Annotated in this window: 17 protein-coding genes; 11 read left to right on the forward strand and 6 right to left on the reverse strand. The window is 29.8% G+C overall.

Translation table 11 applies throughout. The annotated features are described in order from the left end of the window. Window positions 1-33: 33 nt before the first annotated feature. On the forward strand, window positions 34-861 hold the full coding sequence (gene pyrF / locus ABNT65_RS10095; RefSeq protein WP_348704320.1) for an orotidine-5'-phosphate decarboxylase: 828 nt from the start codon (window positions 34-36) through the stop codon (window positions 859-861). A 216-nt stretch (window positions 862-1,077) separates the two neighbouring features. On the opposite strand, the gene ABNT65_RS10100 is transcribed toward pyrF, so the two are convergent. Both ABNT65_RS10100 and ABNT65_RS10105 read right to left on the reverse strand, forming a co-directional pair. Beyond that, complete coding sequence (locus ABNT65_RS10100) at window positions 1,078-2,277, reverse strand: RagB/SusD family nutrient uptake outer membrane protein (protein ID WP_348704319.1); 1,200 nt, start codon at window positions 2,275-2,277, stop codon at window positions 1,078-1,080. 12 nt (window positions 2,278-2,289) lie between these two features. Continuing rightward, window positions 2,290-5,367, reverse strand: a complete 3,078-nt coding sequence (locus ABNT65_RS10105) for a TonB-dependent receptor (protein WP_348704318.1) — start codon at window positions 5,365-5,367, stop codon at window positions 2,290-2,292. A gap of 270 nt (window positions 5,368-5,637) precedes the next feature. On the opposite strand from ABNT65_RS10105, the gene ABNT65_RS10110 reads away from it, so the two are divergent. Genes ABNT65_RS10110 through ABNT65_RS10120 form a run of 3 tightly spaced genes read left to right on the forward strand, consistent with a single transcriptional unit; the run spans window position 5,638 to window position 8,358 of the window. After that, entirely contained in the window at window positions 5,638-6,426 is a 789-nt protein-coding gene (locus ABNT65_RS10110) for a LytTR family DNA-binding domain-containing protein (protein ID WP_348747788.1), read from the forward strand. Between the two features lie 35 nt (window positions 6,427-6,461). Continuing rightward, window positions 6,462-7,580: a sensor histidine kinase gene (locus ABNT65_RS10115; RefSeq protein ID WP_348747789.1), complete on the forward strand. Its 1,119-nt coding sequence runs from the start codon at window positions 6,462-6,464 to the stop codon at window positions 7,578-7,580. Next, window positions 7,573-8,358: a helical backbone metal receptor gene (locus ABNT65_RS10120; RefSeq protein WP_348704315.1), complete on the forward strand. Its 786-nt coding sequence runs from the start codon at window positions 7,573-7,575 to the stop codon at window positions 8,356-8,358. The genes ABNT65_RS10115 and ABNT65_RS10120 overlap by 8 nt, the downstream gene beginning before the upstream one ends. Here ABNT65_RS10120 and ABNT65_RS10125 read toward each other — a convergent pair. The 3 genes from ABNT65_RS10125 to ABNT65_RS10135 form a co-directional block, all read right to left on the reverse strand. Next, window positions 8,341-8,538: a Lacal_2735 family protein gene (locus ABNT65_RS10125; protein WP_348704314.1), complete on the reverse strand. Its 198-nt coding sequence runs from the start codon at window positions 8,536-8,538 to the stop codon at window positions 8,341-8,343. The two genes, ABNT65_RS10120 and ABNT65_RS10125, sit on opposite strands and share 18 nt — an antisense overlap. Window positions 8,539-8,718: 180 nt before the next feature. Next, window positions 8,719-9,426, reverse strand: a complete 708-nt coding sequence (locus ABNT65_RS10130; protein WP_348737944.1) for a DUF4197 domain-containing protein — start codon at window positions 9,424-9,426, stop codon at window positions 8,719-8,721. Between the two features lie 59 nt (window positions 9,427-9,485). Beyond that, complete coding sequence (locus ABNT65_RS10135; RefSeq protein WP_348737942.1) at window positions 9,486-9,650, reverse strand: DUF5522 domain-containing protein; 165 nt, start codon at window positions 9,648-9,650, stop codon at window positions 9,486-9,488. 110 nt (window positions 9,651-9,760) lie between these two features. Between ABNT65_RS10135 and ABNT65_RS10140 the strand changes: the two genes are divergently transcribed. Continuing rightward, window positions 9,761-10,870, forward strand: a complete 1,110-nt coding sequence (locus tag ABNT65_RS10140; RefSeq protein ID WP_348747790.1) for a hypothetical protein — start codon at window positions 9,761-9,763, stop codon at window positions 10,868-10,870. Then, complete coding sequence (locus ABNT65_RS10145) at window positions 10,860-11,945, forward strand: nucleotidyltransferase family protein (RefSeq protein ID WP_348747791.1); 1,086 nt, start codon at window positions 10,860-10,862, stop codon at window positions 11,943-11,945. The genes ABNT65_RS10140 and ABNT65_RS10145 overlap by 11 nt, the downstream gene beginning before the upstream one ends. Here ABNT65_RS10145 and ABNT65_RS10150 read toward each other — a convergent pair. Beyond that, the gene (locus ABNT65_RS10150) at window positions 11,937-13,289 is read right to left on the reverse strand and encodes a UDP-N-acetylmuramate--L-alanine ligase (RefSeq protein ID WP_348747792.1); all 1,353 of its coding nucleotides are present in this window, start codon (window positions 13,287-13,289) and stop codon (window positions 11,937-11,939) included. The genes ABNT65_RS10145 and ABNT65_RS10150 overlap by 9 nt on opposite strands. Window positions 13,290-13,483: 194 nt before the next feature. Here ABNT65_RS10150 and ABNT65_RS10155 point away from each other — a divergent pair, with 194 nt between their 5' ends. From ABNT65_RS10155 to ABNT65_RS10175, 5 genes are all read left to right on the forward strand, one after another. Further along, entirely contained in the window at window positions 13,484-16,378 is a 2,895-nt protein-coding gene (locus ABNT65_RS10155) for a gliding motility-associated C-terminal domain-containing protein (protein WP_348747793.1), read from the forward strand. Between the two features lie 6 nt (window positions 16,379-16,384). Further along, entirely contained in the window at window positions 16,385-17,338 is a 954-nt protein-coding gene (locus ABNT65_RS10160) for a type IX secretion system membrane protein PorP/SprF (RefSeq protein WP_348737934.1), read from the forward strand. 10 nt (window positions 17,339-17,348) lie between these two features. Then, window positions 17,349-19,421: an OmpA family protein gene (locus ABNT65_RS10165; RefSeq protein WP_348747794.1), complete on the forward strand. Its 2,073-nt coding sequence runs from the start codon at window positions 17,349-17,351 to the stop codon at window positions 19,419-19,421. A 235-nt stretch (window positions 19,422-19,656) separates the two neighbouring features. Next, window positions 19,657-26,010: a carboxypeptidase-like regulatory domain-containing protein gene (locus ABNT65_RS10170; protein ID WP_348747795.1), complete on the forward strand. Its 6,354-nt coding sequence runs from the start codon at window positions 19,657-19,659 to the stop codon at window positions 26,008-26,010. A gap of 144 nt (window positions 26,011-26,154) precedes the next feature. Beyond that, complete coding sequence (locus tag ABNT65_RS10175) at window positions 26,155-26,652, forward strand: hypothetical protein (protein WP_348747796.1); 498 nt, start codon at window positions 26,155-26,157, stop codon at window positions 26,650-26,652.

Raw genomic sequence — 26,652 nt, forward strand, 5'->3', positions numbered from 1 at the left:
TTGTTTACTTTTGCCTAACTTTTATAACTATTCATGACAACACAACAACTTGTAACTGAAATTAAAAGAAAGGAATCTTTTTTATGCATAGGCCTTGATGTAGACCTTACCAAAATACCTAATCATTTACTTAAAAAAGATGATCCTATTTTTGAATTTAATAAAGCTATTATAGATGCCACTCATCATTTATGTGTAGCTTACAAACCTAATACGGCTTTCTATGAAGCATATGGTTTAAAAGGTTGGAAAGCCCTTGAAAAAACTATTCGTTATATTAACGAAAATCACCCTGAAATTTTCACTATTGCCGATGCTAAACGCGGTGATATTGGAAACACTTCTACCATGTACGCCAAGGCTTTTTTTGATGATTTAGCTTTTGATAGTGTTACCGTTGCTCCGTATATGGGTAAAGATTCAGTAGAGCCTTTCTTAGCTTTTAAAGATAAACATACTATTCTTTTAGCCTTAACTTCAAACCAAGGTGCTTTTGATTTTCAAACTCAGTTAACTAACAACAAAGAGTTATATAAAAATGTATTAGCCACTTCTAAAAAATGGGCTAATTCACAAAATTTAATGTATGTTGTGGGTGCTACAAAAGCAGAATACCTATCTGAAATACGTGAAATTATCCCTAATAGTTTTCTTTTGGTTCCTGGTGTTGGCGCTCAAGGTGGTAACTTACAAGATGTATGCAAACATGGAATGAATGAAAATATAGGGCTTCTTATAAATTCATCTAGAGGTATTATCTATGCTAGTAGTGATGATGATTTTGCATTTGCTGCTGCTGAAAAAGCAACAGCTTTGCAAATAGAAATGAAAAATATATTACATAAAAAAAGCCAAGGTTAATTACTCCTTGGCTTACCAATTAATTAATTCAAACAATTATACCAATGAAAACAAAGTTGTTGGTATACGCCTGCAAAAGTAAATAGGTTTAAAAAGTTTCTTTATAGTTTTGATTTGAATTGCTTGCTTTTTGAATTAAACAATCAGGAATTACTACATCAATAAAAAAGACTGCCCTCTCGGACAGCCTCTTTCGAAATTAAAGGGGAATAATTTTTATTTTAATAAAGGATTTGAATCTACTGCTCTTGTAGGATAAGGTAAAACATAAGTAGTTTTTCCTTCTAACTTCATATCTTCCCACCTAGTCCACTCAAAAGACATTTCTAAACGTCTTTCTTCTTCAAAAGTTAACGAAGATTTTCTTGCTGCTTGTAATTCTGTTAATCTATTTGCGTTTCCTGCTTCTGCTGATACTAAGTACATTTCAGCTACTCTAGAAATTAATAAATCTGAGTTTCCTTCTGTTTTATATTTTTTTGAATAAATAAAGCCATCATTAGCTACTTGTCCTTCAAAATCAAATAAGACTTTACGAGTATCTTCTCCTTTTACTAAAGCTGTTAAATCATCAGCTGCAGCAAAACAATTCCATGACTTTGCATCAACACTCATAATCCAACCCCATTGACCTACTTCTTCAGATTTATTTCCTTTAAACATAAAGATTACTTCAGAAGCTCTTTCTAATGGATTAGTTGACAAAGAAAATTTACCGGAATTAATAACATATTCTGCTTCCACTCCTGCTGACGCTATATCTCCTTTTATCCTATAAACTCTCGCCAACAATGCAGCAGCTGCTTCTTTTGATGGAGTTTTTTGGCCAGTAACTATATCAATACTATTAAAGTTTAATGTATTTGCTTTAGCATATTTTAAATCCTCAATTATAAAGTCTATAACCTCATCCTTAGAAGAAGGAGCAATTGGTTTTCTGTCATAATTTTCATCAATTAAAGGTACTCTTTCAAACATATCATAAAGTCTTAAATAACTTAATGCTCTACAATATCTTGCTGCTCCTTTTTGCACATTATCAGCCGTTGGTACTTTTAAAACTGTATTTGCTCTATCAATACCAGCATAATAATCTGCATAAAAATAGCTTAATAAAATATCAGAAGCTGGCACTGTGTTTTCGTAAAAGTTTTTTACTTGAGACCATTGAAATTTAACAGGCTTATAATTATCACCCATTATCTCAGTGTTCATTATAGCAAAGTAACCATATTGATTTGGGTGCCTTAATTTTTTATAAACCCCAGTTAATAATTTATCTACGTCTTCTTTCGCCAAATCTGCAGTTGCAGAAAGTGATGCTTCAGAAGGAGTATCTAATTCATTACTACAAGAAGTAAGTAATAAAGAAGCGAAAAGACCTACTGAAACTATTTTCGATATTTGCTTTAACATATTTTTTACTTATTAAAATTTAACATTTAATCCAACTGAAAAAGATTTAATATTAGGAATACCTCCTAAATCAACTCCTGCTTCAATTTTACTTCCATCTGATCTATCTTGACTATTCTCCTCTGTTTGGTCTACATAGCTAGTTTCTGGATCTGCTCCTGAATAACTAGTAAAAGTAAATGGATTTACTAACTGCGCATAAATTCTTAAAGACTTAATAAAGTTCATTTTAGGATTATCTTTCAAGAAATTAAAACTATATCCTAATGTAATATTAGATATTCTTAAATAATCTGCATTTTCTAAAAACCTTGTAGATTCTCTAGTATTCCATGAAGATATTGTTGATGCTAAATGTGGTCTTGGATTAGCAGCATTTGGATTTTCTGGCGTCCAATAATCTAACATTTCTGTTATCATATTGTTTGAGTAAGAAGGAGCTCCTACAGCACCTCCATTTAAAAGGTCTCTTTTAAATAATGCATATACTTTTTTACCAATAGAATACTGTCCACTAATACCTAAATCAAATCCTTTATAATCAATTCTTGTGTTAAAACCTCCATAAATTGGAGCAATTCCCCCTTCAAAAACTTTTTTATCATCATCGTTAATTTGACCGTCCTGATTTTGATCAACATAAATCATATCACCTGCAGCCACGGTATATCCATCATTTCCATCTTTATCTTTATATGTATAACTTTCATTAGCTATTCCTGCAGCTTCTAAAATAAAGAAAGAACCTAAACTATTACCTTCTTTTACAACAGATACAAAACCAGTAGTATATTGTCCCGTTTCAGAACCTACTTTTAACACCTCATTTTTATTATAAGAAAAATTTCCTCCAAAACTCCATCTGAAATCTTCTTTCTCTATAATTCTAGCATTTACATTTACTTCAAAACCTTTATTAGAAATTTTACCAACATTAGCTAACATTGTTCTAAAACCACTTTCTTGAGGAACATTAATTCTACTTAATAAATCCTGAGTTTCTTTCTGATAGTAATCAAAATTAATATCAATCTTATTAAATAACGTCATATCAAAACCAACATTAAAATCTTCTGCTTTTTCCCAAATTAAATTTGGATTGAAAATACTAGTTGAAGCTAAACCTGGAGCTTGATCATAGTTTTCACCTGAGCCTATTAAGTTTTGACCAGACGCATAAGAAATACCTGATTGGTTACCATTATAACCAAAAGAACCTCTAATTTTTAAACTATTTATAGCTGAGACATTAAAGAAATCTTCATTTGAAACTGTCCAACCTGCTGATACAGCAGGGAAATTACCCCATCTATTATCTTTTGTAAACTTAGATGAACCATCATATCTAGTAGATAACATTAAATGATATTTAGCATCCCATGATAATTGTAACCTTGTAAAGTACGATTCTAAAGCCATAGCTTTATAATAACTACGACCTCTGTTAATCTCTCCAGCTGAAGTTAACCACTTTAAATCACTAGATGGAAAACCTTCTCCTTCAACAAATGAGTCTTCATATTCCCATTTTTGAAATGAATGTCCTCCTAATAAATTTACATTTAACTTATCATTGAAAAAGCTATCTCTAAAAGTTACCGTATTCTCTATTAAATAATCTCTATTGTTATCTGTACTATAATAACCGTAACCAGTTGGCACACCATCTCCATTTAAACCTCTTCGTGTATTTGGAGCATCATATCTATTATATCTATTACTTCTAATATTTCCACTATAAGCAGAATGCCACACTACACTCTCTACAGGCTTTACATCAAAATAAAAAGTTCCTCCTAAATTTTGCCACTTACTAGTTAACTGTCTTTCAAAAGCATATAATGGATTTCTAAAAGTGTATTCTGCTATTTTCCCATCAGCCGTATAAGGACTCACATCTGGTCTGGCTTCTAAAGCTTTTGTATACGGTTGGTATGAATTATTATCATCAACTATTGGGGTAGCTTCTGAGAATGCAAAGTTTGAGTTTATTCCAAACTTTATATAATCATTCATTTTTTGCTCCATATTTAACTTTACACGAGCAATTTTATAAGTATCCTCTTTAATAACTCCTTCTTGATCAAATAAAGAAGCAGATAAATAAGCTCTTGTATTTTCACCACCTCCAGATATGCTAAACTGATGCCTCTTTACTGCTGCATTCTCTTTTAATACTAAAGACAACCAATCTACATCATAATTACTAGTTGGTAATGGTGTTAGAGAATTAGGATCTTTTGGCCCTGCTAAAATTCCAGCAGCAATATCATTTTCATAGTTTACTCTAGCTACATCAGAAATATGTTTGTATTGTGTACTATTTAATAAACTTGGTCTTTTTACAATATTTTGAATTCCGTAAGAAGTATTCAATGAAACTTGAATCCCTTTACCGTAAGAACCTCTTTTAGTTTGAATTAAAACAACTCCATTAGAAGCTCTAGATCCATAAATTGCCGTAGAAGCTGCATCTTTTAAAACACTAATGCTTTTAATATCTTCAGGAGAAATACCTGTCATATCTTCTTGAGGAACACCATCAATAACATATAGCGCATTATTTGAAGCACTAAGTGATCCATTTCCTCTTATACTAATTTGCGTTGCATCTCCTGTTCTACCTCCTGTACTTACAATTTGTAACCCTGAAGTTGCTCCTTGTAATGCTTGAGTAACAGAAGCTACTGGCTTATCTTCTAATTGTTCAATTCCAATTGTAGAAATTGCCCCTGTTAAATCTTTTTTAGCTACTGAACCATATCCAACTACCACTATCTCTTCTAACATATCATTATCATCTTCTAATAATACATTAATAGTTGTTTGTGTTCCAACTGCTTTTTCAACAGTTTTCATTCCCACAAAACTGAACACTAAAACATCTCCCTGTTTAGCATTTATTAGATAATTCCCTTCAAAGTCTGTTTCCGTTCCATTCATGGTTCCCTTTAGGATTACATTAACCCCAGGTAATGGACCTGTACTATCAGACACTGTTCCAGCAATCTTTTTTTGTTGTGCATTTATATTTAGTAGAAAACTAAAAAATAAAAACACACAGATTACGTTTCTGTAACGTGAATTCATAAATTATTTATTTTTTATTAATTAATCAAACATAAAAGTACGAGCAGTAACCTTTTGTTAATATCTGTTTGAAGTAAACAACCTATAAATTGATGTGGAAAAACTTTTTTTAGATTTGAACAAAACCTACCCTTAACATTTTTTTAGGAAAACTGTGTTAAAGTTTGAAATTAACGTACCATTTCTAGTTATAGTATTTTTTCCTTCATTAATTTTGCTAAAAAAATCGACTTAACCCCCAAATGATTAACCCACTTATTACCTAAAAAAATGAATATATCAGTTTTTATAGTTGATGATGAAAGTCTTGCTAGAATAAGAGTTAAAAACTTAATAAATCAACACGAATCTTTAAAAATCATTGGTGATTGTGCCACTGGTAAGGAAGCTATTGAAAAAATAAACTCTTTAAATCCTGACGTGGTTTTTTTAGATATTAAAATTAAAGACATGAGTGGGTTTGACATTATTGAAAACATTACGCTACCCAAAAAACCAATCTTTATCTTTACTACAGCTTATAATGAGTTTGCTTTAAAAGCTTTTGATTATTTTGCTTTTGACTATTTACTAAAGCCTTTTAAAGATGAACGCTTCTTTTCCTCTATTGAAAAAGTTATTGACTATAAGAAAAAAGAAGAACTTTCTAATTTTCAAAATAACTTAGAAAACATTCTTGATATTGTTAAGGATAATAAAGGTATATCTGAATCTCCAATTATCAATAATAAAAAAATAAACATTAAATCAGGTAATAAAATTATCTTTTTAGATATTGAATCTATTAAATATATTTCTGCATCTGGTTATTATGTAGAAATTTTTACTGTTGATAATAAAAAGTTTTTATTAAGAGAATCATTATCTAGTATTATTAATCGGTTAAATTCCAATCTTTTTATCCGCATTCATAGATCAACTATTATTAACTCAAACTTCATAGACGAAATTATCTCTTCAAATTATGGAGAAACTGATGTAAAAATTAAAGACAATAAAATTTTTAGAGTTAGTAAAGGTTACAAAAAGGAATTTCAAGAAGCTCTTGGTGTTAAATAAACTACTTTAACTTCAATTTTTAGCAAGCCATTTAGATGAAATTTATTAGTTTTAAAAAAAATAAGCTAACATTGTTTTTTGCTATTTTCTATGCATTTATTTGCTCATTACATTTAGTTAAAGTATACTATTTAAAAAATATTGGATATCGTTACACTAATAAAAGTTGGTCTATTCTTCTTACTGATTCTCTTATTGATTATCTATTAGTAATATTACTTTTTGTAGCCATAAATAAAACTACGTTAAAACTCCTAAAGAGAAAAAAATCATGGAAACAAATAGCCTTTATTCATTTAGCTTTTTCTTTTTTAATGAGTTTTTCTATAGTACTTGGCATTTATATTTTTCATATTTCAAACGGCAACATTAAGCTTAACCATTCTATTCCAAAAGAAATTCTAAGATATACTATTAGTACTATAGATATAAACGTACTTATTTATTTTGTAATTATACTTATAATTTATTCTTACCATTACCTAAAGAAAAATGAAAAAAACGAAAAAGAGAAATCATCTTTAGAAAAACAACTTATAAAAACTAGACTAAACTTATTACGCTCTAATTTACAACCTCATTTTCTTTTTAACACTTTAAATAGTATTACTACTTTAATTGACATTCATCCTAAAAAAGCTCAAGATACTATTATTGATTTGAGTAGCTTTTTAAGAGAGCTATTAGACGCTAAAGAACAACTAACTACGGATTTATTTTGCGAATTAAATACTTTAAAAAAATATATAAATATTTTAGAGGTTCGATTTTCTGACAGTTTTTCGTTTAATACAAATATTGAAGACAAAACTATACTTAATGCTAAAGTTCCTTATTTATTATTACAACCTATTGTTGAAAACTCTGTTAAACACGGTTACTCATATAACCATACTGTTTTAACCATAGCCCTCACCATAAAAAAGAAAAATGATTTTATTGTAATTTCTATTGAAAATGATGGCCAATTACTTTCTGAAAACTTTTGCGCTAAAAAAATGAATATTGGACTAGAAAGCACTATTGAAAGGTTAAAAAGTACTTATGAAAAGTTTTATACATTTGAAATGAGAAATAATAAAAATAAAAGTGGTGTAATCACAACTATCACTTTTCCCTATATTGTTCTTAAAAAGAATACTAACATTGATTGACCAGCTAAACAGAAAAATAATCATTAATAACACACCTACTAGAATTATTTCTTTGGTTCCAAGTCAAACTGAACTTTTGGTTGACCTAGGTTTGGAGCCACATATTGTAGGAATTACCAAATTTTGTATTCACCCTAATGAGTTAAGAAAAAGTAAAACAATAGTTGGAGGAACTAAAAATATAAAAATCGAAAAAATTAAGGAACTAAAACCTGATATCATTCTATGTAACAAGGAAGAAAACACCAAAGAAATTGTTGAAATATGTGAAAAAATAGCGCCTACCCATGTTTCTGACATTTTTACTTTAGAAGATGCTAAAGGGTTAATACTACAATACGGTAAGCTATTTTCTATTCCAGATAAAGCTGAAGAAATAATTAATAAGTTAAACCATGAAATTGTTAGTTTTAAAACTTTTATTAAGAATAGACCTTACAAAAAAGTAGCTTATTTTATATGGAGAGATCCATGGATGGTGGCAGGTAACAATACTTTTATCAACCACCTACTTTTATTAAATAAGTTTGAAAATATTTTTAGCAACCAACCTAGATATCCTCAAATAGATATTGACAATACAATACAAGCTAAGAATCCTGATCTAATATTACTATCATCAGAACCTTATCCTTTTAAAGAAAAACATATTATAGAATTGCAAGAAAAAACACATCAATCTAAAATTCTATTAGTTGATGGAGAAATGTTTTCTTGGTATGGGAGCAGATTATTAAAAGCGTTTGATTATTTTAAAAGACTAAATAATAGAATTTGATATTTCGTTATCTAAATATTTAAGCCTATTTAATTTTTCCAAAACTTTCATTGCCTTAAATGCTGACCTGTCACTCTTACATTCATCAACATATTTGTAATCATTAGCTCTTTCTACTAGTTTCCCATATCTTTCTTCAAGATGTTTCTTGTATCTATGTAGTTGATTTACTCGTAACATTTTTGTTCAATTAAACGACATATAAATATACACAATATTTTGACTAACAAGTAATTAAAATTTATTGTTTTTATATAAAAATGTATAATTTGCAATTTTTTATTGATTAATATCAAACCAAAAAGAAAAGAACCCTCATTTGAAGGTTCTTTTTTATCATATATCTTCTTATTTTATAATTTACCTTTTATCTTGTAAAGCAAAAACTCTTCTTAATAAATCAGTATTACGTAATCCCACTTTTTCTCTAATTCCTTTTTCTTCAACTGCAATCATTTTAAAAACTCCTTTTAGAGCCTCTGTAGTTACATAATCAGTTAAATCTGGATTCACCTTTTTTACAAATGGAATACTATTATATTTTGTTATTAAGTCTCCCCATATTTTATCTGCTCCAACTTTTCCAAAAGAATTTTTAATTACAGGATTAAATTTATTATATAAAGCTGTATTTGTTTTTCCTTGTAAATACGTAGTTGCAGCATTTTGTTCTCCTAGCAATATATTTTTTGCATCATTAAATGTAATTCCCTTAACAGCATTGACAAAAATTGGAGTTGCCGTTTTAACAGCATCTTCGGCTGTTCTATTAATAGCCCTTAACCCTTCATCTGCCAAAGAACTCAACCCTATTTTTCTCAACCCTTTATCCACTACCTGTAACTCTTCAGGAAGTAATATTTTCACCAATTCATTTTTATAAAAACCATCCTTAGCTGTTAATTTTGTAACCTGATGCTGAATTCCATTATCTAAAGCCTGCCTTAATCCATTTCCTATTTGATCTTGTGTTAAAACTCCTTGGTTTGGTAGCTGACTTACTACTTTTTGTAATTCTGCGCACCCAACAAATTGGAAAGCCAAAAACAGTATAATTAATTTTTTCATGTATATATTCTATTTAGTTCTTTTTTAATTTAGATACAAATACTTAAATATTGTCACTTTTATTTAAAACTATCTGTTTTTTTATCATATCCATACGGGCAATGTCTACATCCGCTTTTACAACAATACCCTCTTCTTAAATGATACTGTTCTGTAAAAACCTTATACCCTTGTTCATTTAAATAATAATCTCCTTCTTCTAACTCTATTCGTTGTCTATACATGGTACAAAAATACCAATCAATTTTTAATTTTTGATGAATTATGCTTTATTGGTAAGAATAATCGAAAAATTAATTTTTCAGCTTTATGTTTTTAGTACTTTTACCAAATTATGATTTTAGTCAAGAAAATTGAAGATAAAAGTATTGTCTGGTTATCACAAAGTAATCAATATATAGTTGTTGAAAACATTGTTGCTGACATACTTTCTTTATTAAGCAATAGCACTCCAAAAAAGGAAGTTATTAACTTTTTATTCAATCAAATAAATATTCCTTATCAACAAGCCGAAAACTTTGTGTCTGATATTGAAAATCTACTTAACCACCCAAAAAACGAGGAACAACAAAAACAGACTTCTGAACTACCTAAAAGTTTTGAGCAAACCAAATACTATAAGATTAATGAATTTGTTTTTTTTATTCAATTCTCATCTGAATATGAGCTTTCATTAATTCATCCAAAATTTGCCCACCTAGAAATTAATCAACAAGAAAAATTTGATTTTAATTATCAAGTTTTTTCAAAAGGCAATACTATTTATTTTTATGTAAATAATGAGTTCATTAACTCATGGAATAAAACTGAAAGCCATTATTTTCAAGGAAAGTTCTCTATGAAAATAATTGAACACACACATCAAAACCCAGAAGATAAATGGATGGGTATTTTTCATGCATCAGCAGTTAGTGATAATAATAAATCTATGCTTTTTTTAGGAGATTCTGGTAACGGAAAAAGTACTTCTTTGGCTTTATTACAAGCAAATGGTTTTACTTGTTTAGCTGATGATTTTGTTCCTGTTTTAGCCAAAACTAATGAAGTGTATAGTTTTCCTTCTGCTATTTCTATCAAAAAAAATAGTGTTCCTGTTTTACTTTCTATGTACCCTGAGCTAGCTACAACTGCTGAATATCATTTTAAAGCTTTAAATAAAATTGTAAGATATTTACCTCCAAAAAATAACAATTATAGTCAGCATAAAAAATGTACTTCACTTGTGTTCATAAAATATGTACCAGAAAGTGATATACAAATTAACCAAATCTCTAGTTTAAACGCTTTTGAAAAATTAGTTCCTGATTCATGGTTATCACCCCATGCTGAAAATGCAAAAGCTTTTTTAGATTGGTTTGAGAACTTAACCTGTTATAAGTTAACTTACTCTGATAATAAAAAAATGATTGACACTGTTAATAAACTTTTTTCAGATGAATTATAAAGAAACTTTATTTTTTGTAGCTAAATGTTTAACGATTTCTCATGAAGAAGAGAATAAAAAACTAGTTGAAGAAAAAATCGTTTCTGGAAGTGTTAATTGGGATAATGTAGTTAAACTGAGTACTTCTCATTTTGTTTTTCCTGCTTTGTACTGTAATTTAAAACGTGCTGATTTCTTACAGTATTTGCCAAACGATTTAGTTGAATATATGCAGCATATTACCCAACTAAACAGAGAGCGAAATGAACAAATAATTGAACAAGCCAAAGAGATTAATCAACTTCTTTTAGACAACGGCATTACTCCTATTTTCTTAAAAGGTACTGGAAATTTACTTGAAGGATTGTATGAAGATATTGCTGAACGTATGGTTGGAGATATTGATTTCATCATACATAAAAGTGATTATCTTCAAACTATTAAACTATTAAAATCAAAAAATTACTCATATGTTGCTAATTTAAAATACAACTTCCCTTCTTTTAAACATTATCCAAGAATTCAAAATGAGCAAAAAATAGCAGCCGTAGAAATTCATAAACAAATAACCATTGAAAAATATGCTAATGAATTTAATTTTGATTTTGTTGTTAAAGATAAACAGGTTATCAATGGAGTAAATGTTTTAAGTTATCAACATCAACTCTGCTTATCTATAATAGCTAAACAAATTAATGATGATGGTATCTATTTTAAAGATATTTCCTTGCGAAATGCATACGATGTTTTTTTACTTTCTAAAAAAACATCAGCTAAGAATAGTTTTGATAAACTAAACAAATTAAAAAAACCTTTAAACTCCTTTTTAGCTTCTTGTCATTTCGTATTTGGTGAAATAGAATCTCTTGACTATAAAGACTGTAAGGATACTCAATCTTACTTATCTTTTTTTAAAAGATTATTAAATGACAGTCAATTACAGAAAAAACATTTTTCTAAACAAAAAAAATACATCTATCTAAAAAGTAGATTAAATATTATTTACAAATCCATATTTGACAAAGATCATAGGTTTTGGCTAATTAAAAGACTAACTGACAACGAGTTAAAAAAACAATTAAAAAACTTAAACTAACTCCTTAACCTCATCAAAATTCAACCCTCCATAATTACCAGAACTCATTAATAAAAGAGATTTATTTTTTAACTCCTCATTAAACAAAAAATCTTTAAATTCTTGGGGGTTTGTATATATAATTAAATCCTCTCGTTCAAAAGCTAGTGCTATTTGCTCTTTAGTTATGGTATCCAGTCGTTTTATTTTTACAGCTTCAGGTGAATAAAACACTACTGCTTTATCTGCGTTTTCTAGTGCTCCTTTGTATTCAGCCAAAAACTCAGCATTCAAACTGCTATAAGTATGCAATTCTAAACAGGCTAATAACTCTCTATTCTCATATTGTTTTTTTACAGCTTTTGTAGTTGCTTTTACCTTACTAGGGCTGTGTGCAAAATCTTTAAAAACAACAGTGGTATTATTTTCTGCTATTTTTTCTAAACGCTTACTTGCCCCTTTAAAACTGGCAATGGCTTCATAAAAATCATCTTCATCTATTCCCATGTGTTGACAAATCCATTTAGCGCCTGCAAGGTTTTGTAAATTATGAGTTCCAAAAACTTCTAAAGGCATTTCTCCATCAGGTGTATCAATATAGGTAACACCATCCTCAACAAAATTCTTTGGTGTTGTATAAGGGTATTTTTTTATAGCATGCTCAGAAGCTTCCACTACATTTCTTACTTCCTGATCTTCTTCATTGTAAACCATAATCCCTCCATTAGTCAAAGAATCTGTAAAAATTGAAAATTGCTCTATATAATTTTCATAAGTTGGAAATACATTTATATGATCCCATGCTATCCCACTAATCAGAGCTATATTAGGTTTATATAAATGAAATTTAGGCCTTAAATCAATTGGTGAACTTAAATACTCATCCCCTTCTAAAACCATAAATTCATTTTCTTCAGTTAAATGAACCATCGTATCGAAACCTTCTAGCTGAGCTCCAACCATATAATCTACTTCTACATTATGATAATTCAACACATGTAAAATCATAGAAGTAATGGTAGTTTTACCATGTGATCCACCAATAACTACACGTGTTTTATTTTTAGCTTGCTCGTATAAAAACTCAGGATAAGAATAGATTTTTACACCTAACTCTTGAGCTCTAAGTAATTCTTCATTATCTTTCTTAGCATGCATTCCTAATATCACAGCGTCTAAATTAGAAGAAATTTTTTCAGAAAACCATCCAAATTCATTGGGTAACAACCCATATTGCTTCAAGCGTGACTTTGAAGGATCGTGAATAACATCATCACTTCCTGTTACTTGATACCCTTCCTTATGTAATGCTATTGCTAAATTGTGCATTGCACTTCCTCCTATGGCTATAAAATGTATTTTCATATGTATAAAACTCTATACGCTTTGAGCTGTTAATGTTCCTTAAAAACAGATATATGTAATTATAAACTTCTTTTTCGGGGTAAAGATAAGGGTTGATTCAATATTTATGAACCAACATTTGAAAATTTACTATTTTTTATGTTTTTTTGCCGATTGAAAAATGAAGTTAAATAATTGCTACCAATCATATTACTATGCAAAAAACAATAACAAATTATATTCTAACAATTACTCTAATTTTGTTTAACTGCCAGATGGCTTTCTCTCAATGCGCAGGGATTGACAATACTGTAATTATCTGTAACAAAGAGTTGAATGAAAACTATAAAAGTTTTGATCTTTTTAATATCTTAAATGGTTCTCCAGAAACGGGTGGTGTTTGGTCTGCCAATAACCCTATAAATGAACCTGCTTTAGATAATCTTAATGGACTAGTAAACTTATGGAGAATTAATCGTTTTGGAGAACATAAGTTTACTTATACCAATACTAGTTGTAATGAAACTTCAGAGATTACTATTTTTTTAGGTGGATACCCAGGTGAAGATAACGTTGATGGTGGCGCAAACGCTTGTAGTGATGATACCACTGTGGATTTATTTACTTTTTTAGATAATGACTTGACTGATATTAGTGCTGATTTGAATGGTACATGGGAAATTCTTCCTCCTAAATCAACGGCCTTATTAAATGAGAATATTTTTAATGCTCAAGCTGCTGGTGTAGGAACTTATAGCTTCACCTACACAGTTGATGAAGTAGAAACATGTACTTCTAGAATAGCAAACGTTGTCTTGGAAGTTCACAGAGCTCCTGAATCTGGAAAATCTACCGATATTATTATCTGTGATACCGATGATTTATCTCCTTATACTAATGTTAACTTATTTGAACAAATTTCTGGATACGATCCTAATGGAATATGGATTGATGTTGACAGTACCAATCAAATAACTTTTCCTACGGATCATATTATAAATATTCAAGAAATCTATGATAATTTTGGTTCTGGTCAATATAATTTTGAATACACTGTGTACCCCACACATGGAGTATGTCCTGAAAGCGTTACAAGAGTTACTGTAAAACTTCCTCAAATATCAGGTAAATTTTTAACCACTAATCAATGTTTAAATAATGATGGCATTGATATAGATATTATTCATAGTAACCCAAGTAACTTAAATATGTCTTATGATTTAACCTATGAAATTGTTAATAATCATACTAATCAAATTATCTATACAGGTACCTACACTGATATTAAAGTAATAAAGGATACTAACGCTCCTGACGGACCTTTAATAACCTTACCAAGTAATATTTTTACTGCTGGAAACTATACAATACGTACTTCTAATATTTCTAATTTAAAAGGATTAATTTGCAACTCTTACACCGTAACAGAAGACACTTTTACAATATTAAATGCAAATATGAGTATTGAAGATAAGTGTTATGAAACTGACCTTATCAATGCTACTATATCTGATTTAATTGATAACTCAGGAAATCCATCTAATGATACTGTAAGTATTAGTTATTTAATAACTGATACTACTTCCAAGGAACAAATTGTTTTTAATAACCAAAGTGTTTCATTTACAGATGGACAAGCGAATCTTTCAATTAATATTTCCGCTTTTACTGAACAAAATTCTGATTATAATATTGCTATTTCTTCAGCATCAGATCCAAATTTACAATGTATTAATCTTGATTTCAGTGTAAATAGAGTTCCTGAAGATATTAAACTTGACCTTCAAGTGGACAATACTTGTAATGCTACTGATATGAAGGTTATTATTGATGCTCCACAACTTACTAACGGAACTTATGTTGTAAGTTATGAAGTAACAGAAATTGGCAATCCAACAAAACTAATAGAAAACACGATAACATTTACAGGAGGGCAAGCAAATTACAATGTAGATATTACTAATTTAAATGAAGGAGCGTATAATGTAATACTTAAAAGTACCCAAAACGACATGCATCCTTGTAGAACTCAATTCGATTTTGAAATTCAAAAAAACTTTTCAATTGGTGGAATTCCTGATGCTCCTGAAATAGAAAATGAAACTATATTTTGTTTACCCGACTTCTTACCTAATGTTCCAACATTAGCTGATATAACATCTACAAGTCCGCATACATTAAAATGGTATGCTGATGAAACTATCACTACAGAGCTTCCCATGAATACAGTATTGGTAAATGGTGAAACTTACTTTGCAAGCGCTACCAATACAAATAGTAATTGTGAGAGTGAAAATAGAAATCAAACAACAGTAATTTTACTTTCACCACAACCTGTAACTTCCACTAATACCAATCCTATATTTTGTGGTATTACTAACCCAACTATTACTAACTTAGAAGCAATAGCAAACACTGGAAATTTAGTCTGGTATGATTCAGCTACTGGAGGCAATTTATTAACTAATGACACACCATTAACTAACACCTCCATTTATTATGCTACCGAAAGTATTCAAGGATGTGAATACCCTAACAGATTAGCTTTTAATGTTACTGTTATTTCTCCTCCTACTCCTGTATTAGAAGGCACAACACTTTTATGCGCTTTAGCTAATACTACCTTATTAGATTTTGAAAGCTCTTTTACTTTAAATACTAATTTTGACCTTGTTTGGTATGATAGTATTGATAATGAAATTCCTTTAGATGAATCTGACTTATTGGAAGAAGATATTACTTACTATGTTGTTTATAAAGATTCAAATACTGGTTGTGAAGGTAATCGACTGCCTATTACAGTTACTTTGAATAATTGTAATCCTGAAGATTATGATTTCTTTATCCCTGATGGTTTTTCTCCTAATAATGACGGTACAAATGACCAATATTATATTCCTAATATAGAATATTTTTATCCTGATTATCAATTAGAAATTTTCAACAGGTATGGACAATCTTTATTTAAAGGAGATATAAACACCCCAAAATGGAACGGGCAAAATAGTGCTTCAGGGAATGATGTAACCAATGGTGTTTATTTCTATATTCTACAATATAACAAAGATAATTTAGCTCCGAAACAAGGAAGGATATACTTAAGTAAATAAAAATTCATGAAAAAAATAAGTCTCATTTTAACTCTTATAGGCTCAATCTTGACCATATCGGCTCAACAAGATCCACAGTACACGCAATACATGTACAATCAAAATGTTATAAATCCTGCATACGTAACTAATGAATTAGGAATTGTAAATTTTGGTTTTATGCATAGAACACAATGGACAAATGCAGTTGGAGCACCAAAAACATATACCTTTTTTGCTCATACTCCTATCACTAAAAAATTTGAAATAGGACTTTCTTTAATAACCGATAATATTGGAGATGGTGCATTAAAAGAAAATAATGTGTATGCTGACTTTGCTTATATTTTACAATTTAACGAAGACCATAAACTTTCTTTAGGTTTAAAAGCTGGGGTAACTAGTTTAGCAACTAATTTTACCAACTTTAGGTTTCCTGATGATGATATTATTACGGGATTTACTACTAACGATATTGCTTTTGACAATCAAAATACTACTGTGCCGAATTTTGGAATTGGCGCTTTTTATTTTACAGATAATTATTATGTTGGTATTTCTGCCCCCAACTTATTAAATTCAAAACACTTAGAAGACAAAAACGGACTTAAAAGCATTGGTGGAGAAGAAATTCACTTTTTTATGAATGCAGGATATGTTTTTAAATTAAGTGATGTAGTAAAACTAAAACCTTCTATGCTTTTAAAGGCAGTAAAAGGCTCTCCTTTAGTATTAGATACTTCTATAAATGTGTTATTCAATGAACGATTTGAAGGTGGTTTATCCTACAGGATTAATGATTCTGCTAGTGCAATGTTTAATGTTAGAGCTACCGATTTTTTACGAATTGGTTATGCTTTTGATTATACTACCAGTAATCTTAGTAACTTTAACTCTGGTACTCACGAAGTATTTGTTTTATTTGACTTTGATTTATTAGGATTGAAAAAAGGATATGATAAATCTCCACGATTTTTTTAAAAAATACAGCATGAAAAAAACAATTTTTATACTCATTACATTTCTTTTTGTTCAGCATACAAATGCACAAATTAATAGAGACTTAAAAAGAGCTAACAAACTTTTTGAAAGAACTTTTTACTATAGCGCTATTCCTTTGTATGAAAAAGCTATAAAAAACAACAAAACTTTTAAAGCAGTAAAAAATTTAGCGGACGCTTATTACTTTACAAATAACTTTGATAAAGCAGCTATTCACTATAAATACCTAATTAAATACTACAAGTCTCTTATTAAGGAAACACATTATGTACGATATGCAACTGTATTAAAAGCACAAGGAAAATATAACAACGCCTATAACTTATTACGTCGTTACTATAAAAAGAATGATACTAAGAAGTTAGAAGAGTTAAACCGTTCAGAAAAATATTTAGACAATATTAGAGCTATTGGCAATAGATATACCATTAAAAACTTGTCTTTAAATACTTCTTCTTCTGAATTTGGAGCCATAGAGAAAAATGGAAAAATAATTTTTGCAGCTCCTAAAAAGCAAGCTGATAACTTAGCAAAACGTTTTGGGTGGACTGGAAATCACTATCTTGATTTATATGAAATAAACGCTAATGAAATTCATCTAGGCGATAGCATTGCATATCCGTTTTCTAATGCAATTAACACCAAACTACATGAGTCTAATATTATTTTTACCAAAGATGGAAAAACAGCGTATTTCACTAGAAATAATTTTATAAAAGGTAAACGTAAAAAGGACAACAAAAAAGTTACCCATGTTCAAATTTTTAAAGCACAATTTATTGATGGTTCATGGAAAAATATCACATCACTCCCTTTTAATGACAACTCATTCTCTACAGAGCATCCAGCATTAAGTAAAGATGAAAAAACCTTATATTTTGCTTCTGATATGGTAGGTGGTTTTGGCTCTTTTGATTTGTATGCTGTTAGTATTAATTCTGATGGTAGTTATGGAACTCCTAGAAATTTAGGCTCAAAAATAAATACAGATAAAAAAGAACAGTTTCCTTTTGTTAGTGATGATGACAAATTATATTTTGCTTCTAATGGGCATCCAAGTTTTGGTTCTTTAGATATTTTTGTTAGTACTATTTCTAATGATTCGTTTTCTAAACCTGACAATGTAGGTTTCCCTGTAAACTCTGGTCATGATGACTTTTCATTTTTTATTAACTCCGCAACTAAAGAAGGTTTTTTCTCTTCTAACAGACCAGAAGGAAAAGGCGGAGATGATATTTATAAAATTGTGGAGCAAAAACCTTTAATTATTGAAGATTGTTATCAATTTATTTCTGGAATTATTACAGACATTGATACGCGAGAAATATTAGCCAATGCTACTATTAAGCTAACGAATCAAGACACTAAAAAAGCCACTTCTGTTCAAACAGATACTAATGGAAAATTTGGTTTTAAGGTAGCTTGTAAAACTGAATACCTTATTAAAGCTTCTAAAGAAGGTTATGAAAGCAAACAGAAAACATTGTTACTTTTAAAAGAACGTAAAAAGAATAACGATGCTTCTATGGCATTAAAATCTTTAGAGCAAATAGATAGGGAGTTTAAAGAACAATTAGCTTTAAAAAAGAAAAAACAAGAAGCACTTAGAAAAAAATTAGCTTTGCAACTTGACTTAGATAAAAAGAAAAAAACAGAAGAAGCTATTGATAAAGAAAAAGATATTGTAAAAGATAAAGGTCAAATAATTGTTAAGACTGACGAAATAAATTTTGACTATAATTTATGGTATTTAAGACGTGATGCTAAAAAAGCCATAGACAAAGTAATTGGATTGATGAAAAAGTATCCAGACATGATTGTTGAAATTGGTACACATTCAGATATCCGAGGTAATAACAGATACAATCTTGAACTTTCTCAAAAAAGAGCCAATTCTGCAAGAACCTATTTTATGGAACAGGGTATTGAACCTGATAGAATAAGTGCTATTGGTTATGGTGAAAACAAACCAATTATTAAATGTAAAACAGAGGAGTCTTGTTCAGAAGAACAACACGAATTAAACCGACGTTGTGAATTTATAGTAAAAAAAATATATTAAAATTAAATAAACGAGCCAATTGGCTCGTTTATTGTTTTATAGATATTAAGTGAAACCTATACCTTTTTTTACTTTAAACTGGTATTAGTATCTTTAACCTAACTAGACCAATCATTTTGTTTACTCAGTTAAAGTAGTAGTTCACTAAATTTTAATTGATAAACTAACTAATAATTCAGTGCTTTATAAAGCATAAAGTAGATAAGTTATGAGAAAACTGACACCCTTTTTACTAATGATATTTTTATTTTCAACCACTTGTAAATCTCAAGAAAATTATAGCGAGTTATGGAACAAGGTTCATCAATTTGAAATAGACAACCTTCCAAAATCTGCGTTGAAAATTGTTGATGAAATTTATAATAAAGCACAAAAAAGTAACAACTCACCTCAACTTGTTAAGTCACTATTTTATAAAAGTAAGTTTTCATTAACGTTAGAAGAAGATGCTCAACTAAAAGTAATAAAACACTATCAAAAGCATATTGCTAATTCAAAAACACCAACTAAAAATATACTAGAAAATATACTGGCTAATTTATACTGGCAATACTTTACTGAAAATAGATGGAAATTTTACAACCGAACGCAAACCAACAAAAAAGTTGATAAAAACGATTTTAGAACTTGGGATTTGACCACGCTTTTTAATGAAATACATGTACATTACCAAAACTCATTACAAAATACCAAACAGCTACAAAAAATAAGTATTCGTGAATTTGCAGATATTCTACAACTTTCAAAAGATGCTTTAAAATATCATCCTACTTTATTTGACTTTCTAGCGCAAAACACCCTTAGTTTTTACACCACTAATGAAACAAACATTACCAAACCTGCGTATCAATTTAAACTAAACAATCCAGCATATTTAGCAGCTATTGAAACGTTCTCTAAACTAAATATTACCACTAAAGACCAAACCTCTTTACAATTTAATGCTTTAAAAGTATATCAACAACTTTTACAATTTCATCTTCGTTCAAAAAATATAGATGCATTAACCAATATTGATTTACAACGTTTACAATTTGTCAATAAAAATGGAACCTTTAGTAATAAACAATCCTTATTATTAGAGGCTTTAGAAAAAGCTAAAAACAACTATAAAAAACACGAAGCATCTGGGTTATATGCCTATGAAATAGCCAAAATATATAATGAACAGGCAAATACCTACAAGGCTATTAAAAATGAAGTTCATCAATTTAAAAACAAAGAAGCTTTAACCATCTGTAATACGGTTATTAAACAATTTCCTAAAAGTTTAGGCGCTAAAAAATGCACCAGTTTAAAGAATCAAATTACAACACCTACTTTAAACATTACCTCTGAAAAGCACTTACCTATAAATCAATATTCAAGAGCTTTAGTTTCTTATAAAAACTTAAATAACCTGTACTTTTCTTTGTATAAAGTCACGCCATCTCAAATTGAAGAATTAGACAAATTATATACAGAAGAAAAACGTATTAATTTTATTCAAAAATTAACAAAATTAGAAAACTGGGAAAATAACTTAAAGAATGAAGGCGATTATCAAGTTCATACTACAGAAGTTGTTATTCCTAAATTAAAAACAGGGAATTACTTAGTTGTTGCCACTACTAATAAAGATTTTTCCAAAGAAACAACTTTGGCTTTTGATGCTATTCAAATAACCAACATTGCTTTTATTACCAATCATAAAAACACCAATAATTACCAAGTTGTAGATAGAAATACAGGAAAACCTTTAGCGGGTGCAAAAGTACACCTTAGTAATACTCCTAGACGCTACGGTAAAAAGCTAGACAAACATTTTACCACCAATAAAAATGGTGAATTTACTTTTACACCTAACAAACAATATTATTCAGGCGTTGAAGCAAAAATTACACATAATAAAGAAACGGCTATTTTTAAACGTTTTTATATAAACCCTAGATATAAAAATCATCATAACGAGCCAAAAGCACGTATTGAAACGTTTGTTTTTACTGATAGAAGCATTTACAGACCTGGACAAACCATCCATTTTAAAGGAATTGCCATGAAAGCTCTTAAAAACAAATCAAATGTTGTTACTAATGAAACCGCTTACATTACATTGAAAGATGTAAATCATCAAATAATAAAAGAATTAAAATTAACTACTAATGAATTTGGTTCTTTCTCATCTACCTTTACCATTCCTAGTAATACGTTAACTGGGCAATTTTTAATAGAAACTGCTGTAAGTAGTGGTAGAAACTACACGTATATATCTGTTGAAGAATACAAAAGACCAAAATTTGCAACCAGCTTTAAACCCATTACCGATGCTATACAGGTAAATGACCAAGTAAAAGTTACGGGTACTGCCAATTCGTTTTCTGGAATCAATATTACAGATGCAAAAGTTGTTTATAGAGTACATCGTAAAATAGAATATCCAAGATGGTGGTATTGGTACAGACCTCATTTTGTATCCGAGCCACAAGAAATTAAACAAGGAGAAACCACAACCAATGATTCTGGAGTTTTTGAAATTGACTTTAAAGCACTGCCTGATGAAAGTGTTGCTAAAAAAGACTTGCCTGTTTTTACTTATGAAGTTACTGCTGATGTTACGGATATTAATGGAGAAACAAGAAGTGCTACTACCACTATAAAAGTTGGGTATCATACGCTAATTGCCGATGTAACTTTACCTGAGTTGTTAAACAAAACCAATACAGAAAATACCATTACGGTAAACACCAAAAACTTAAATGGAGAAAAAGTAGCTTCAAAAGGCGTTTTAAAAGTCTACAAACTACAAGCTCCTAATCGTATATTACGTAAACGCCCTTGGGCTTTTCCAGACTATCAAGCCATTCCTAAAAAACAATTTGAAAAACAATTTCCAAATGATGCCTATACTGATGAAGACAAAGTTACTAATTGGAAAAAAGGAAAACTTGTTTTTGAAACCAATGTAAATACGGACACTCAAAAGGAAATTAACCTTAAAAACATTCAAAAATGGGCATCTGGTCAATACATTTGTGTTTTTGAAACGAAAGATACATACGGACAAAAAGTAACAGGAAGACAGTTTTTTGAAGTCTTTTCAGCTAAAGACAAATCACCTGCGGACAACAAATTAATCAATGTTTCTTTAGACAAACCAACCTACAAAGTTGGAGAAAAAGCAACGGTAACCGTAAGTACTCATTCAAAAAATATAACGGTAATGCTTTTTATAGAAAAAAAACACAAAACAGTTGAAAGGTATTACATACATTTAAATAAAAGTCATAAAAAAATAAGCATTCCCATTTCTCAAAATGATTTAGGCGGATTTAGCGTACAATGGTATTTTGTAAATTACAATGCTTTTGATAAAGGAAGTTTAGCGGTAAATGTTCCATATCCTAAAACAGAATTAGAAATTACTACCAATACTTTAAGAGACAAATTACAACCAGGCACACATCAAACATGGAGCTTTACGGTAAAAGGGCCTAAAAAAGATGCAGTAGCTGCTGAGTTATTAGCCGGTATGTATGATGCCTCTTTAGATGCATTTAAACAACACGATTGGTACTTCTCTCCTATTCAAAAACCTAGGTATCGTAGTTATAACAATGCAGAAGCTAATGTTAGTTTTGGTAACAATAGTTTTAAAATACAGAACCTTCCTTACGCTGGAAATTCTTATTTTCAATCTTACCAACCAAATGCACAATTTAACTGGTTTGGATTCAGCTTTAATAAAAATAGATGGACTAATCAACAATACATCCGTAACTTAAAAATACAACGAACAAAATTCGACGGTACGTTTACAGGTATTGTTGAAAATATAAATGGTACCCCTCTACCTTTTGTTAATATATATATTAAAGGAACAAAATTTGGGACAACTACTGATATTAATGGGAAATTCACCCTAAAAGCTAATAGTGGAGACACTATCAGCATTAGTTTCGTTGGTTATAAATCAATAGAAAAAACAATTACAAACTTTAATGATACTGTAATTATTTTAGAAGAAACTACCAATTCATTAAACGAAGTTGTTATTAGAGGTAATGCTAGTCTGAGAAGAAAATCATCCATTACTGGTAGTGCTACTACTATGAGTGATGAAGTTATAAATAACGAATCAGTTGTTGCTGAAGGTGCAATGGCTAATGATAATTCAGATGGAAAATTAGGACTTTTTGATTCATCCGATATACCTGCTAAAAAAGAAACCGATTTACAAAATGTAAAAGCTAGAAAAAACTTACAAGAAACGGCATTTTTCTATCCGCATTTAACAACAGATAAAAACGGGAACGTTACTTTTAATTTTACGGTTCCAGAAGCGTTAACCAAATGGAAATTGCAATTGTTAGCACATACAAAAGAATTACACTCGGCCACCAAAACATTGGAAACTGTTACTCAAAAAGAATTAATGGTAACACCTAATGCACCACGTTTCCTTCGTCATGGTGATAAACTTACGTTAAGTGCTAAAATTTCTAATCTTTCGACTGCCAATTTAGAAGGTGTTGCACAACTTATTTTAACCAATCCTATTACTGGGAAAAATATAGATATATTGAATGATTCTAGTGCAAAGAACTCTTTTACTGTAGCTAAAAATGGAAATACATCAGTTTCATGGAACCTAAAAGTTCCTGAAACATTAGATGCGGTTCAATATAAAATAGTAGCCAAAGCTGGTGATTTTTCTGATGGTGAGCAAAATGCGTTACCAGTACTTACCAATAGAATGTTAGTGACTGAAACGTTACCTATGTGGATTCGTAGTAAAGAAACTAAGACTTTTGCACTGGATAAACTAAAAAATACTACTTCCAAAACACTACGTAATCATAAATTAACCTTAGAAGTTACTTCCAACCCTGCTTGGTATGCTGTACAAGCTTTGCCTTATTTAATGGAGTATCCTCACGAATGTAGCGAACAAATTTTTGCGCGTTACTATGCAAATAGTTTAGCTAGTTATATTGCAAATTCTAACCCAAGAATACAAGAAGTATTCAAACAATGGAAATCTTCAGAAGCATTATTAAGTAACTTAGAAAAAAATCAAGAATTAAAATCATTAATCATTCAGGAAACACCTTGGTTACGTGAAGCACAATCTGAATCTGAGCAAAAGAAACGTATTGCTTTGTTATTTGACTTGAATAAATTAAGCAACGAAAAACAAGGTGCTATTCAAAAGTTAAAACAATTACAAATGAGTAATGGTGGGTTTCCTTGGTTTAAAGGAAGTACCTATCCAAATAGCTATATTACTTTACATGTTGCTAGTGGTTTTGGACATTTACAACTGCTTGGAGTTACTAATTTAGATGATAATGCAAAAACCATTGTAAATAAAGCTATTCAATTTTTAGATGCTGAAATTGCAGAAACTCATAGAAAATTATTGGAACAGGCTAATAGAATTAAAGAGAAAGATGGTGAAGCTAAAGCTGCTAAGTATCTTGCTGAAAAGCATATCAACAACTTTGAGTTACAATACTTATACATGCGTAGTTTTTATAGTAAGATACCTACCAATAATAAAACCGAACAAAGTATTGCTTATTTCAAAAAACAAGCAGCAACGTATTGGAAAGAGTTTGGATTGTATAGCAAAGGATTGATTGCTTTAATACAACATAGAGCGGGTGATAAAACCAATGCTAACAAAATTCTAAAATCATTAAAAGAAAACAGCATTACTTCAGAAGAGTTGGGTATGTATTGGAAAAGCAACCAACCAAGCTGGAACTGGTATCAATCTCCTATTGAAACACAGGCTTTATTAATAGAAGCTTTTACTGAAATTGAAAACGATATTAAAACTATTGATAACCTAAAGATATGGTTATTAAAAAATAAGCAAGTCAATCAATGGAAAACCACCAAAGCTACTACTGAAGCTGTATACGCTTTGCTATTACAAGGTAGTGACTGGTTATCTGTTTCTGATTTAGTTGATGTAAAAGTAGGTAATCAAACCATTGATCCTACAAAAAATCCTGAAATGAAAGCGGAAGCAGGTACTGGATATTTTAAAACTTCTTGGAATACTTCTGAAATAACACCTGCTATGGGAACAGTAACCTTAACTGCTAAGAATAATTCTATTGCTTGGGGTGGTTTGTACTGGCAGTATTTTGAAGATTTAGATAAAATTACTTCTTCTGAAACACCTTTACAACTTAAAAAGAAATTATTTAAAAAAGTAAATTCAGATACTGGTAAAAAACTACTTGAAGTTACCAATACTACTGATTTAAAAGTAGGTGATTTACTTACCGTAAGAATAGAACTTCGTGCTGATAGAACTATGGAATTTATACATATGAAAGATATGCGTGCCAGTGGTGTTGAACCTGTTACTATATTATCAGAATACAAATGGCAAGATGGTTTAGGGTATTATGAAAGTACTAAAGATGCTTCTACCAACTTCTTTTTTGATAGATTACCAAAAGGCGTTTATGTTTTTGAATATGATGTTCGTGTAAATAATGCTGGTGATTTTAGTAATGGTATTACCACTATTCAAAGTATGTATGCCCCAGAATTTACAAGTCATTCAAAAGGTATTCGTATTAGAGTTAAGTAAAGAATTTTATTTGTTTTTTTGACAGCATACTAAAACATAAAAACAATTGTTTATAGCTAAATACAACTAATACTAAACTAGTATTAGTTATATTTGGCATATAATTTGCCTAAAAAGAGGTTAAACAATTAAAATTTTTTAATTATGAGAAAACTATTTTTATTCATTGGCTTTTTAACATTATCAGTTTTAACAGCTAATGCACAAGAAATCTCAGACAATGCCATTGGTATCCGTATTGGAGACAATAATGGATTTGGTGGAGAAATTTCGTACCAACGTAAATTAGGTAGTGCTAATCGTTTAGAAGTAGATCTAGGAATTAGAAGCAATAGTAACTTTAGTGCTTTTAAAGCTACAGGGTTGTACGAATGGGTATGGCAACTAGAAGATCGTTTTAATTGGTACGCTGGTGTTGGTGGTGGTTTTGGTAGTTGGAAAACCAAAGCAAAAACAGTTGGTGGTTTAACTATTGAAAGTTCAAGTAGTACTGCCTTATTTGCTGCTGGTGTTATTGGTGTGGAATATAACTTTGATATTCCTTTATTAATTTCATTAGACTATCGCCCTGAGATTGGTTTTAATGATACTTATGATGGGTTTAACTCAGACTTCGGATTAAGTGTTCGTTATCAGTTTTAA

The organism is Tenacibaculum sp. 190524A02b (assembly GCF_964036645.1).
GTDB lineage: Bacteria > Bacteroidota > Bacteroidia > Flavobacteriales > Flavobacteriaceae > Polaribacter > Polaribacter vairaonense.